This is a genomic window from Pseudomonas citrullilanati, from assembly GCF_030580855.1.
In the GTDB taxonomy this organism is placed as follows: Bacteria; Pseudomonadota; Gammaproteobacteria; order Pseudomonadales; family Pseudomonadaceae; genus Aquipseudomonas; species Aquipseudomonas citrulli.
This window is the reverse complement of record NZ_JAUQOP010000006.1, coordinates 33170-46204: the sequence shown is the minus strand read 5'-3', so window position 1 is coordinate 46204 and position 13035 is coordinate 33170. Positions and strand designations below refer to the sequence as shown.

Annotated in this window: 14 protein-coding genes; 12 read left to right on the top strand and 2 right to left on the bottom strand. The window is 59.5% G+C overall.

From position 1 onward, the window contains the following. Positions 1-2: 2 nt before the first annotated feature. Complete coding sequence (locus Q6A48_RS06725) at positions 3-956, bottom strand: FecR domain-containing protein (protein WP_304552847.1); 954 nt, start codon at positions 954-956, stop codon at positions 3-5. Beyond that, positions 956-1462, bottom strand: coding sequence for a sigma-70 family RNA polymerase sigma factor (locus Q6A48_RS06720; protein WP_304552846.1), 507 nt, complete (start codon positions 1460-1462; stop codon positions 956-958). Before Q6A48_RS06720 ends, Q6A48_RS06725 begins: the two co-directional genes overlap by 1 nt. 549 nt (positions 1463-2011) lie before the next feature. On the opposite strand from Q6A48_RS06720, the gene mnmG reads away from it, so the two are divergent. The 12 genes from mnmG to atpD all read left to right on the top strand — a co-directional run bounded on the left by mnmG (position 2012) and on the right by atpD (position 13031). Continuing rightward, a complete protein-coding gene (mnmG, locus tag Q6A48_RS06715) occupies positions 2012-3904 on the top strand; it encodes a tRNA uridine-5-carboxymethylaminomethyl(34) synthesis enzyme MnmG (protein ID WP_304552845.1) in 1893 nt (630 codons plus the stop codon). A gap of 5 nt (positions 3905-3909) precedes the next feature. Then, a complete protein-coding gene (gene rsmG, locus Q6A48_RS06710) occupies positions 3910-4545 on the top strand; it encodes a 16S rRNA (guanine(527)-N(7))-methyltransferase RsmG (protein WP_304553071.1) in 636 nt (211 codons plus the stop codon). Positions 4546-4563: 18 nt separating this feature from the next. Then, positions 4564-5361: a ParA family protein gene (locus tag Q6A48_RS06705; protein WP_003187199.1), complete on the top strand. Its 798-nt coding sequence runs from the start codon at positions 4564-4566 to the stop codon at positions 5359-5361. Positions 5362-5370: 9 nt separating this feature from the next. Further along, positions 5371-6243, top strand: a complete 873-nt coding sequence (locus Q6A48_RS06700) for a ParB/RepB/Spo0J family partition protein (RefSeq protein ID WP_304552844.1) — start codon at positions 5371-5373, stop codon at positions 6241-6243. 148 nt (positions 6244-6391) lie between these two features. Then, positions 6392-6799 (top strand): F0F1 ATP synthase subunit I, encoded by a 408-nt coding sequence (locus Q6A48_RS06695; protein ID WP_042727807.1) that lies wholly within the window; start codon positions 6392-6394, stop codon positions 6797-6799. 16 nt (positions 6800-6815) lie between these two features. Beyond that, positions 6816-7685: a F0F1 ATP synthase subunit A gene (atpB, locus tag Q6A48_RS06690; RefSeq protein WP_024777786.1), complete on the top strand. Its 870-nt coding sequence runs from the start codon at positions 6816-6818 to the stop codon at positions 7683-7685. A gap of 129 nt (positions 7686-7814) precedes the next feature. Continuing rightward, positions 7815-8072, top strand: a complete 258-nt coding sequence (atpE, locus tag Q6A48_RS06685; protein WP_003097235.1) for a F0F1 ATP synthase subunit C — start codon at positions 7815-7817, stop codon at positions 8070-8072. A 58-nt stretch (positions 8073-8130) separates the two neighbouring features. After that, entirely contained in the window at positions 8131-8601 is a 471-nt protein-coding gene (locus tag Q6A48_RS06680; RefSeq protein WP_030139033.1) for a F0F1 ATP synthase subunit B, read from the top strand. Between the two features lie 12 nt (positions 8602-8613). Next, positions 8614-9150 (top strand): F0F1 ATP synthase subunit delta, encoded by a 537-nt coding sequence (locus tag Q6A48_RS06675; RefSeq protein ID WP_003187192.1) that lies wholly within the window; start codon positions 8614-8616, stop codon positions 9148-9150. 21 nt (positions 9151-9171) lie between these two features. Beyond that, a complete protein-coding gene (atpA, locus tag Q6A48_RS06670) occupies positions 9172-10716 on the top strand; it encodes a F0F1 ATP synthase subunit alpha (protein ID WP_304552842.1) in 1545 nt (514 codons plus the stop codon). A 50-nt stretch (positions 10717-10766) separates the two neighbouring features. After that, the gene (gene atpG / locus Q6A48_RS06665) at positions 10767-11627 is read left to right on the top strand and encodes a F0F1 ATP synthase subunit gamma (RefSeq protein WP_030139034.1); all 861 of its coding nucleotides are present in this window, start codon (positions 10767-10769) and stop codon (positions 11625-11627) included. 27 nt (positions 11628-11654) lie between these two features. Next, the gene (gene atpD, locus Q6A48_RS06660; RefSeq protein WP_042727805.1) at positions 11655-13031 is read left to right on the top strand and encodes a F0F1 ATP synthase subunit beta; all 1377 of its coding nucleotides are present in this window, start codon (positions 11655-11657) and stop codon (positions 13029-13031) included. Positions 13032-13035 lie beyond the last annotated feature (4 nt).

The window sequence follows — 13035 nt, the reverse complement described above, 5'->3', positions numbered from 1 at the left end:
GATCAGGCCTGGTCAACCCGCGTGATCGACACCCAATAGCGGGTGAAGTAGCGGACCTGGATGGGCAGCGCTGCCTGGAGGTTGGCCAGCACGGCATCCGTGGCATCCAGGCGCAACGTACCGGACACCCGCAACGACCGGGCGCGCTCCTGACAGTGCAGGACACCGGGTCGATATCGGCCCAGTTCTTCGATGACGTCCCCCAAGGGCGCATCGAGGACGATGAGCTGGCCGTTTACCCAGGCCGCTTGCAAGGCGGAATAAGCATGGACAGCGCCCATGCCCTGGCCGTTGAAGTCCGCCTGCTCGCCGGCGCTGAGGATGCCGGCGCCGCCCAGGGATCCATCCGGGGCCACCCTCACCCGATCTTCCAGCACGCCCACTCGGGTCCGGCCCGCCAATTGGCGTACGGTGAATCGCGTGCCCAGCGCCTCGATACGGCCATCGCCTGTCTCGACAAAAAAGGGTCGTGCGTCCTTGAGCTTGCCGGTCTGGACCAGGATTTCGCCGCTGAACAGCCGGATCAGGCGCCGGTGAGCATCGAACGACACGTCGATGGCGGTCTCGGTATTGAGATGGACCCGGCTTCCATCCGCCAGGTCGATGATGCGGCGCTGTCCCACGGCCGTCTTGTAGTCGGCCCAGAACGAGGCCAATGGCCTGTGTTCCTGGAGGTTCCATCCCACATAACCGGTGCCGCCCAGTAGCAACAGCAGCTTGAGCACTTGGCGCCGATGCTGCCCGGTGCCCCATGCGCGACGCGAAAGGTCCGGGGGCAGCGCACCCAGGTGCCGCTGCAGTTGTTCGATCTGGTGCCACGCGGCCTGGTGGGCGGGATCGCTGTCGAGCCAGTCCTGCCAAGCCTTGTGTTCGGCATGGGAGGGCGGCTGGTCCTGGAACTGCACGTACCAACTAGCGGCTCGTTCAACCGTTTTGCGATCTGGACGGGCAGGCATCAGTGTTCGGCCATGACCAGTGCGCATTCGGTGAGGGCGCGCACCATGTGCTTTTTCACGGTCGTCAGGGACACCTTCAGGTTCACGGCGATCTGTTGATAAGTCAGCCCGTCGATCTGCGACAACATGAAGATCCGTTGAGTGCGTGCGCCCAGGCCCGCCAAGGCTTTATCCACAGCGACGAGGGTCTCGATGACCAGTGCCTTGTCTTCTTCGCTGATCGCCGTGGCTTCAGGTCGCGTTGCCAGGGATTCCAGGTAGGCCGCTTCGATGGCGTTTCTTCTATAGCGATCAATCACCAGGCCCCGGGCCACCGTGGCCAGGTAATCCCGCGGTTCGCGGATCTGCGCGCCATGGCGGGCACCAAGGAGGCGCACGAAGGTGTCATGGGCGACGTCCGCAGCATCGCAGGCGTTATGCAACTTGCCCTTGAGCCACCCGTACAGCCACGAGTGATGTTGCTCGTAGATTTGCTCGATCGCCGCATTGTGGGAAGACGGGGGCATAGGACAGGGGTCGCTAATGATAATGGCTATTATTAGCTTCTGTTACGACTTCTCACAATAGCCCTATGGCGCCCGCCCCAAGCTTTTCACTGGCAATCCCTTTTCCACAGACGGTCGAAAGACCGAATGAGCCCTGTGAATAACTGGTCTTGAGGTCCGTTGATAAACCGCCTCCAAAGCTGAAGATAACCGCCTCTGTGGATAACCACCTGATCCATCCACAGGCTTACACCGGTTATCCCAACCCCTCATGGCGACCTGGGCACAGGGTTTTGAATCTCTGTACATCAGGATAATTAAGGCTTTCAGAGGTTTATCCACAGATAGGGCGGTGCCTAAGAATAAACATAAAAACAAAGATTTTATAAATTTCTTTCTTTTTAATTTTTTTAACCGCGAGTTCTCCACAGCTGGTTAAATTTTGTGCAAAGGGTTCTTTAGAAAGGGCGAAGTCCCTATACTTGCCGACCTGGCTCGAAAAACGCCCATGGGCCAGAGTCGACAACCTAATTTCCGAATTACCTGAATTAAGCAGGCACGAGGTGCGTGGTGGATTTCCCTTCCCGTTTTGAAGTGATCGTCATCGGCGGCGGTCATGCCGGTACCGAGGCAGCACTGGCCTCAGCACGCATGGGGGCCAAGACCCTGCTGCTGACGCATAACGTGGAAACCCTCGGTGCCATGAGCTGCAACCCTGCCATTGGTGGCATTGGCAAAAGCCATCTGGTCAAGGAAATCGACGCCCTCGGCGGCGCGATGGCCATGGCCACCGATAAAGGCGGTATCCAGTTTCGTGTATTGAACAGCCGCAAGGGCCCCGCGGTCCGCGCCACGCGTGCCCAGGCCGACCGCGTCCTGTACAAGGCCGCCGTGCGTGAAATCCTCGAGAACCAGCCGAACCTGTGGATATTTCAGCAAGCGGCCGATGACCTGATCGTCGAACAGGACCAGGTACGCGGTGTCGTGACCCAGATGGGCCTGCGGTTCTTCGCCGAATCGGTCGTGTTGACCACCGGGACCTTTCTCGGCGGACTTATCCACATCGGCATGCAGAATTATTCCGGAGGGCGCGCCGGCGATCCGCCGTCCATCGCCCTGGCCCAGCGCCTGCGTGAGCTGCCCCTGCGGGTGGGACGCCTGAAAACCGGGACGCCCCCACGCATCGACGGCCGGTCCGTGGATTTTTCGGTGATGACCGAGCAACCGGGCGATACGCCGATTCCGGTGATGTCGTTCATGGGGTCGAAAGAACAACACCCGCGGCAGGTGAGTTGCTGGATCACCCACACCAATGCCCGGACCCACGAGATCATTGCCGCCAACCTGGATCGTTCGCCGATGTATTCCGGCGTGATCGAAGGCATCGGCCCGCGCTATTGCCCGTCGATCGAGGACAAGATCCATCGGTTCGCCGACAAGGAAAGCCACCAGGTCTTCATCGAGCCCGAAGGCCTGACCACCCACGAGCTGTACCCGAACGGGATTTCCACGTCGCTGCCGTTCGATGTGCAATTGCAGATCGTGCAATCGATTCGCGGCATGGAAAACGCCCACATCGTTCGCCCGGGCTACGCCATCGAATACGATTACTTCGATCCGCGTGACCTGAAGTACAGCCTGGAAACCAAAGTCATCGGCGGATTGTTCTTTGCCGGGCAGATCAACGGCACCACCGGTTACGAAGAAGCCGGCGCCCAAGGTTTGCTGGCCGGCGCCAACGCCGCGTTGCGTGCCCAGGGCAAGGACAGCTGGTGCCCGCGTCGTGATGAAGCGTACATCGGGGTGCTGGTGGACGACCTGATTACCCTGGGCACCCAGGAACCGTACCGGATGTTCACTTCCCGGGCCGAATATCGCCTGATCCTGCGCGAGGACAACGCCGACCTGCGCCTGACCGAGAAAGGTCGTGAGCTGGGCTTGGTCGATGATGTGCGCTGGGCCGCGTTCTGCCAGAAACGCGAAGGCATCGAGCTGGAAGAACAACGCCTGAAAAGCACCTGGGTTCGTCCCGGCACCGAACAGGGCGATGCCATTGCGGCGAAATTCGGCACACCGCTGACCCACGAGTACAACTTGCTCAACCTGCTGAGCCGTCCGGAGATCGATTACGCCGGGCTGGTGGAGGTGACCGGCCAGGGCGCTGAGGATCCACAGGTGGCCGAACAGGTCGAGATCAGGACCAAATACGCCGGCTATATCGACCGCCAGCAGGACGAAATCGCCCGTCTGCGTGCCAGCGAAGACACCAAACTGCCTGTGGATATCGATTACACGAGCATTTCCGGCCTGTCGAAGGAGATCCAGAGCAAGCTCGGTGCGACCCGTCCGGAAACCCTGGGCCAGGCCTCGCGCATCCCCGGCGTGACCCCGGCGGCCATTTCCCTGTTGATGATTCATTTGAAAAAACGCGGCGCGGGCCGCCAGTTGGAGCAAAGCGCTTGAGTTCGATGGTCACCTCGCAACACGCCGAAGAGTTATCCACAGGTGCCCGGCAGCTTGGCGTCAGCCTGACCGAAGCCCAGCACGCCCAGTTGCTGGGCTACCTGGCGCTGTTGATCAAGTGGAACAAGGCCTACAACCTGACCGCCGTGCGCGATCCGGATGAAATGGTCTCGCGCCATCTGCTCGACAGCCTCAGCGTCATGTCCTTCATCGAAAACGGTCGTTGGCTGGATGTCGGCAGCGGCGGCGGCATGCCGGGCATTCCGCTGGCGATCCTGTTTCCCGACTCGCAAGTGACCTGCCTGGACAGCAACGGCAAGAAAACCCGCTTCCTGACCCAGGTCAAACTCGAACTCAAGCTGGATAACCTGCAAGTTATCCACAGTCGCGTCGAGGCGTTCCAGCCTGCGGAGCCGTTCAACGGGATCATTTCCCGGGCGTTCAGCAGCATGGAGAACTTCAGCAACTGGACGCGCCACCTGGGCGACGCCAATACGCGCTGGCTGGCAATGAAGGGCGTTCATCCGGCCGATGAGCTGGTAGCATTGCCGGCAGACTTCCACCTCGATAGCGAACACGCCCTGGCCGTACCCGGTTGCCAAGGCCAACGCCATCTGCTGATACTGCGCCGCACGGCATGATTGGGAACACAAGCAAGAATGGCTAAGGTATTCGCGATAGCGAACCAGAAAGGTGGCGTGGGCAAGACCACCACCTGCATCAACCTCGCAGCATCCCTGGTCGCGACCAAGCGCCGGGTGCTGCTGATCGATCTCGATCCACAGGGCAACGCCACCATGGGTAGCGGTGTGGATAAACATGGCCTGGAAAACTCCATCTACGACGTACTGATCGGTGAATGCGACCTGGGCCAGGCCATGCACTTTTCCGAGCACGGCGGTTACCAGCTGCTGCCGGCCAACCGCGACCTGACGGCGGCCGAAGTGGTCCTGCTGGAAATGCAGATGAAGGAGAGCCGCCTGCGCAGCGCGCTGGCGCCGATCCGGGAGAACTACGACTACATCCTGATCGACTGCCCGCCGTCGCTGTCGATGCTGACGCTCAACGCCCTGGTGGCGGCCGATGGGGTCATTATCCCCATGCAGTGCGAATACTTCGCCTTGGAAGGGTTGAGCGACCTTGTGGATAACATCAAGCGCATCGCCGAGCTGCTGAACCCCGAGCTGAAGGTCGAAGGCCTGCTGCGGACCATGTACGACCCGCGCCTGAGCCTGATGAACGATGTCTCGGCCCAGCTCAAGGAACACTTCGGCGAGCAGCTCTACGACACCGTCATCCCGCGTAACATCCGCCTGGCCGAAGCGCCGAGCTACGGCATGCCGGCGCTGGCCTACGACAAACAATCCCGTGGTGCGCTGGCCTACCTGGCCCTGGCCGGCGAGATGGTTCGCCGCCAGCGCCGCAACCCACGCACCGCTGCAGCCCAGCCAACTTAAGGAACCCCCATGGCCGTCAAGAAACGAGGTCTCGGACGTGGACTGGATGCACTGCTCAGCGGTCCCACGGTCAGTTCGCTGGAAGAACAGGCCGTGCAGGCGGATCAGCGCGAGTTGCAACACTTGCCGCTGGACCTGATCCAGCGCGGCAAATACCAGCCGCGCCGGGACATGGACCCGCAGGCGCTGGAAGAACTGGCCCAGTCGATCAAGAGCCAGGGCGTGATGCAGCCGATCGTGGTGCGCCCGATCGCCAATGGCCGTTTCGAGATCATCGCCGGTGAGCGCCGCTGGCGCGCCAGCCAGCAGGCCGGCCAGGAGACCATTCCGGCCATGGTCCGCGACGTGCCCGATGAAGCCGCCATCGCCATGGCGCTGATCGAGAACATCCAGCGTGAAGACCTCAACCCGGTCGAAGAAGCGGTGGCCTTGCAGCGCCTGCAACAGGAATTCCAGTTGACCCAGCAACAGGTGGCCGAGGCGGTGGGCAAGTCCCGCGTGACCGTGGCCAACCTGCTGCGCCTGATCGCATTGCCTGAGGTCATCAAGACCATGTTGTCCCACGGCGATCTGGAGATGGGGCATGCCCGGGCATTGCTCGGTTTGCCGGAAAATCAACAGGTTGAAGGGGCGCGACACGTTGTCGCACGGGGTCTGACCGTGCGCCAGACCGAGGCCCTCGTCCGCCAGTGGCTCAGCGGCAAGCCGGCCGCTGTCGAGCCCCCCAAACCCGACCCGGATATCGCCCGCCTCGAACAGCGCCTGGCCGAGCGCCTGGGCTCTGCGGTGCAGATTCGCCACGGCAAGAAGGGCAAGGGGCAGTTGGTGATTGGCTACAACTCCCTCGATGAGCTGCAAGGTGTCCTTGCACACATTCGCTGAAACAATTGCCTTTGTAGCGCGCAGTCGGAAATCACTACCCGGCAGTTGAATAGGGGCAGAACCGCCCCTATACTCTGCGCGCATTTTGTCGGCACAAATTATGCCAAGTTATTGAATCATGGCGGCCGACTCTTGGAGAGCAAAAGCGATGGAAACCCGCACGCCAAACCGCTTGCCGTTCCATCGTCTGGCAGTTTTCCCGGTATTGATGACCCAGTTTGTCGTTGTACTGATCGCCACATTGGCGCTCTGGCAATGCAAAGGTGTCGTCGCCGGATACTCGGGTCTTTGCGGAGGCCTGATAGCCTTGCTCCCCAATATTTACTTTGCTCACAGGGCCTTTCGGTTTTCCGGCGCCCGAGCAGCCCAGGCTATCGTCCGGTCTTTTTATGCCGGCGAAGCGGGGAAACTGATTTTGACGGCAGTGCTGTTTGCATTGACGTTCGCAGGTGTGAAGCCATTGGCGCCGCTGGCTGTATTCGGCGTCTTCGTGCTGACCCAACTGGTCAGCTGGTTCGCTCCCCTGCTGATGAGAACAAGACTTTCGAGACCTTAGGGCGTTTGAGGCAACCATGGCAGAGACAACCGCTTCGGGCTATATCCAGCACCACTTGCAGAACCTGACCTTCGGTCAGCTACCCAACGGCGGCTGGGGCTTTGCCCACTCCGCTGCAGAAGCCAAGGAAATGGGCTTCTGGGCTTTCCACGTCGATACCCTCGGCTGGTCGGTCGCATTGGGCCTGATCTTCGTTTTCCTTTTCCGCATGGCGGCAAAGAAGGCGACTTCCGGACAGCCTGGTGCACTGCAGAACTTCGTTGAAGTACTGGTCGAATTCGTCGATGGCAGCGTGAAGGACAGCTTCCATGGCCGTAGCCCGGTGATCGCACCGCTGGCACTGACCATCTTCGTCTGGGTGTTCCTGATGAACGCCGTCGACCTGGTACCGGTCGACTGGATTCCTCAACTGGCCATCCTGATCTCCGGCGACCACCACATCCCGTTCCGCGCCGTGTCGACCACCGACCCGAACGCAACCCTGGGCATGGCGTTCTCGGTTTTCGCACTGATCATTTTCTACAGCATCAAGGTCAAGGGCATCGGCGGCTTCATCGGCGAACTGACCCTGCACCCGTTCGGCAGCAAGAACATCCTGGTTCAAGCCCTGCTGATCCCGGTGAACTTCCTCCTGGAATTCGTGACCCTGATCGCCAAGCCGATTTCCCTGGCACTGCGTCTGTTCGGCAACATGTACGCCGGCGAACTGGTGTTCATCCTGATCGCCGTGATGTTCGGCAGCGGCCTGTTGTGGCTCAGCGGCCTGGGCGTCGTCCTGCAGTGGGCGTGGGCTGTGTTCCACATCCTGATCATCACCCTGCAGGCCTTCATCTTCATGATGCTGACCATCGTCTACCTGTCGATGGCGCACGAAGAAAACCATTAAGGCCAGTCTCGACTAGTCTGATGTCCTTCCCGGTCAAACGGGAAGGAGCCCGAACCGGGCTGAAACGATTTGTTTTACCGCTTTAATCTAAAAAACCTAAACCATACGACGTAAAAGTCGGGAGGAAAGATGGAAACTGTAGTTGGTCTAACCGCTATCGCTGTTGCACTGTTGATCGGCCTGGGCGCACTGGGTACCGCAATTGGTTTCGGCCTGCTGGGCGGCAAGTTCCTGGAAGGCGCTGCGCGTCAGCCAGAAATGGTTCCAATGCTGCAAGTCAAAATGTTCATCGTGGCCGGTCTGCTCGACGCCGTGACCATGATCGGTGTTGGTATCGCTCTGTTCTTCACCTTTGCGAACCCGTTCGTTGGTCAGATCGCTGGCTAATTACTCGGAGTCTTCGAGTAGTTTGATGTGATGGACAACGTAACTGCGAGGTGTTGGCGTGAACATTAATGCGACCCTGATTGGCCAGTCCGTTGCGTTCCTGATTTTTGTACTGTTCTGCATGAAGTTCGTATGGCCTCCGGTCATTGCGGCATTGCACGAACGTCAAAAGAAGATCGCTGATGGTCTGGACGCTGCCAGCCGTGCAGCTCGCGACCTGGAGTTGGCCCATGAGAAAGTGGGTCAGCAACTGCGCGAAGCGAAAGCTCAGGCAGCTGAAATCATCGAGCAAGCCAAGAAACGCGGTACCCAGATTGTCGACGAAGCCCGTGAACAGGCTCGCGTCGAAGCTGACCGTGTGAAGGCTCAGGCTCAAGCCGAGATCGAACAGGAACTCAACAGTGTCAAAGACGCGCTGCGTGCCCAAGTGGGTAGCCTGGCCGTTGGCGGTGCTTCGAAGATCCTGGGTGCCACAATCGATCAAAACGCGCACGCAGAGCTGGTTAACCAACTGGCTGCTGAAATCTAAGCGAGGGCGATCATGGCAGAACTGACCACGTTGGCCCGACCTTACGCTAAGGCGGCCTTCGAGCACGCTCAGGCCCACCAGCAACTGGCCAATTGGTCAGCCATGCTCGGCCTGGCTGCAGCGGTGTCGCAAGACGACACCATGCAGCGCGTGCTCAAGGCCCCGCGACTGACGAGCGCAGAAAAGGCCGCCACGTTCATTGACGTGTGCGGCGACAAGTTCGATGCCAAGGCACAGAATTTCATTCACGTCGTTGCCGAAAACGACCGTCTCCCGCTTCTGCCGGAGATCGCCGCTCTTTTCGACCTGTACAAGGCCGAGCAGGAGAAGTCGGTAGACGTGGAAGTGACCAGTGCTTTTGCATTGAACCAAGAACAGCAAGACAAACTCGCCAAGGTTCTCAGTGCACGACTCAACCGGGAAGTGCGCCTGCAAGTCGAGGAAGACAAGTCCCTGATTGGGGGCGTTGTCATCCGCGCCGGCGACCTGGTTATCGATGGCTCGATTCGCGGCAAAATCGCGAAACTTGCCGAAGCATTGAAATCTTGAGTTTGAAGGGGCAGCAGAGCAATGCAGCAACTCAATCCTTCCGAAATAAGTGAAATTATCAAGGGCCGCATCGAAAAGCTCGATGTGACCTCCCAAGCCCGTAACGAAGGCACTGTCGTCAGCGTATCTGACGGCATCGTGCGGATTCACGGTCTGGCCGACGTCATGTACGGCGAAATGATCGAGTTTCCGGGCGGCGTCTACGGTATGGCCCTCAACCTGGAGCAAGACTCTGTAGGTGCCGTGGTACTGGGCGCCTACACGACTCTGGCTGAAGGCATGAGCGCCAAGTGCACCGGCCGCATCCTCGAAGTTCCGGTAGGCAAGGAACTGCTGGGTCGCGTGGTCGACGCACTGGGTAACCCTGTTGACGGCAAAGGTCCACTGGGCAACACCGAGACCGACGCGGTCGAGAAAGTTGCTCCAGGCGTGATCTGGCGTAAGTCGGTAGACCAGCCTGTACAGACTGGCTACAAGGCTGTCGATGCCATGATCCCTGTCGGCCGTGGCCAGCGTGAGCTGATCATCGGTGACCGTCAGATCGGTAAGACTGCCCTGGCGATCGACGCGATCATCAACCAGAAAAACAGCGGCATCTTCTGCGTCTACGTGGCAATCGGTCAGAAGCAATCGACCATCGCCAACGTGGTTCGCAAGCTGGAAGAAAACGGCGCCCTGGCCAACACCATCATCGTGGCGGCCAGTGCTTCGGAATCGGCCGCACTGCAATTCCTGGCACCGTACTCCGGTTGCACCATGGGCGAATACTTCCGCGACCGCGGTGAAGACGCGCTGATCGTCTATGACGATCTGTCCAAGCAGGCAGTGGCTTACCGCCAGATCTCCCTGCTGCTGCGCCGTCCACCAGGCCGTGAAGCCTACCCAGGCGACGTGTTCTATCTCCACTCCCGCCTGCTGGAGCGCGCATCCCGCGTTTCGGAAGAGTACGTAGAGAAGTTCACCAACGGCGCAGTGACTGGCAAGACCGGTTCCCTGACCGCCCTGCCGATCATCGAAACCCAGGCTGGCGACGTTTCCGCGTTCGTTCCGACCAACGTGATCTCCATCACCGACGGTCAGATCTTCCTGGAATCGGCCATGTTCAACTCGGGCATCCGTCCTGCTGTGAACGCCGGTGTTTCGGTATCCCGTGTAGGTGGTGCCGCTCAGACCAAGATCATCAAGAAGCTGTCCGGTGGTATCCGTACCGCCCTGGCCCAGTACCGTGAACTGGCGGCATTCGCCCAGTTCGCTTCTGACCTGGACGAAGCGACCCGCAAGCAACTTGAGCATGGTCAGCGCGTTACCGAGCTGATGAAGCAGAAGCAATACGCACCGATGTCGATCGCTGACATGGCGCTGTCGCTGTATGCCGCTGAGCGTGGGTTCCTGACCGACATTGAAATCGCCAAGATCGGCAGCTTCGAACAAGCGCTGATTGCTTTCTTCAACCGCGATCACGCCGATTTGATGGCCAAGATCAACGTGAAGGGTGACTTCAATGACGAAATCGACGCTGGCCTGAAGGCTGGTATCGAGAAGTTCAAGGCCACCCAAACCTGGTAAGCCGCAGCGGGAGCCGCAAGGCTCCCGCTTGCTAACCTGATAGGTGTTACATGGCAGGCGCAAAAGAGATTCGCAGTAAGATTGCGAGCATCAAAAGCACGCAAAAGATTACCAGCGCCATGGAAAAAGTGGCGGTCAGCAAAATGCGCAAGGCACAAATGCGCATGGCTGCTAGCCGTCCTTATGCGGAGCGCATCCGCCAGGTGATTGGTCATCTGGCCAACGCCAACCCGGAATACCGCCACCCGTTCATGATCGACCGCGCCGTCAAGCGCGTCGGTTACGTCGTGGTGAGCAGTGACCGTGGTCTGTGCGGTGGCTTGAACACCAACCTGTTCAAGGCCCTGGTCAAGGACATGGCGGTAAACCGCGAACAAGGCGTCGAGATCGATCTGTGCGTGGTCGGTAGCAAGGGTGCGGCTTTCTTCCGCAACTTCGGCGGCAACGTCGTCGCAGCTATCAGCCACCTGGGTGAAGAGCCGTCGATCAATGACCTGATCGGCAGCGTCAAGGTGATGCTGGATGCTTACCTGGAAGGCCGGATCGACCGCCTGTCCGTGGTATCCAACAAGTTCATCAACACCATGACGCAACAGCCGACCGTGGAGCAGTTGATTCCACTGGTGGCGACCCCGGAACAGGAACTCAAGCACCACTGGGACTATCTCTACGAACCGGATGCCAAGGAGCTGCTCGACGGCTTGATGGTCCGCTACGTGGAGTCGCAGGTCTACCAGGCGGTGGTCGAGAACAACGCAGCTGAACAAGCCGCGCGGATGATCGCGATGAAGAACGCTACCGACAACGCCGGTGATTTGATCAGCGATTTGCAGCTGATCTACAACAAGGCGCGTCAGGCTGCGATCACCCAAGAGATCTCGGAAATCGTCGGCGGCGCTGCCGCGGTTTAACGGTTCAAATATTCAGAGGATCCAGCTATGAGTAGCGGACGTATCGTTCAAATCATCGGCGCCGTTATCGACGTGGAATTCCCACGCGACAGCGTACCGAGCATCTACGACGCCTTGAAGGTTCAAGGCGCCGAAACCACCCTGGAAGTCCAGCAGCAGCTGGGCGACGGCGTGGTTCGTACCATTGCGATGGGCTCCACCGAAGGCTTGAAGCGCGGTCTGGACGTCAACAACACTGGCGCAGCCATCTCCGTACCGGTCGGTAAAGCGACCCTGGGCCGGATCATGGACGTACTGGGCAACCCGATCGACGAAGCTGGCCCGATCGGTGAAGAAGAGCGCTGGGGCATCCACCGTCCTGCGCCATCCTTCGCTGAACAAGCTGGTGGCAACGACCTGCTGGAAACCGGCATCAAGGTTATCGACCTGGTCTGCCCGTTCGCCAAGGGCGGTAAAGTCGGTCTGTTCGGTGGTGCCGGTGTGGGCAAGACCGTAAACATGATGGAACTGATCCGTAACATCGCCATCGAGCACAGCGGTTATTCCGTGTTCGCCGGTGTGGGTGAGCGTACTCGTGAGGGTAACGACTTCTACCACGAGATGAAGGATTCCAACGTTCTGGACAAAGTGGCACTGGTCTACGGCCAGATGAACGAGCCGCCGGGAAACCGTCTGCGCGTAGCCCTGACCGGCCTGACCATGGCCGAGAAGTTCCGTGACGAAGGTAACGACGTTCTGCTGTTCGTCGACAACATCTACCGTTACACCCTGGCCGGTACCGAAGTGTCCGCACTGCTGGGCCGTATGCCTTCGGCAGTAGGCTACCAGCCGACCCTGGCTGAAGAGATGGGCGTGCTGCAAGAGCGCATCACTTCGACCAAGCAAGGCTCGATCACCTCGATCCAGGCGGTATACGTACCAGCGGACGACTTGACCGACCCGTCGCCAGCGACCACCTTCGCCCACTTGGACGCCACCGTCGTTCTGTCCCGTGACATCGCTTCCCTGGGTATCTACCCAGCGGTAGACCCACTGGACTCGACCTCCCGCCAGCTGGATCCGAACGTGATCGGCACCGAGCACTACGAGACCGCTCGTGGCGTTCAGTACGTGCTGCAGCGCTACAAAGAGCTGAAGGACATCATCGCGATCCTGGGTATGGACGAGCTGTCGGAAACCGACAAGCAGTTGGTAGCCCGTGCTCGTAAGATCCAGCGCTTCTTGTCGCAGCCGTTCTTCGTGGCTGAAGTCTTCACCGGTGCCTCGGGTAAATACGTTTCCCTGAAAGACACCATTGCTGGCTTCAAAGGCATCCTCAACGGTGACTACGACCACCTGCCAGAACAAGCGTTCTACATGGTCGGCGGCATCGAAGAAGCGATCGAGAAAGCCAAGAAACTGTAATCCC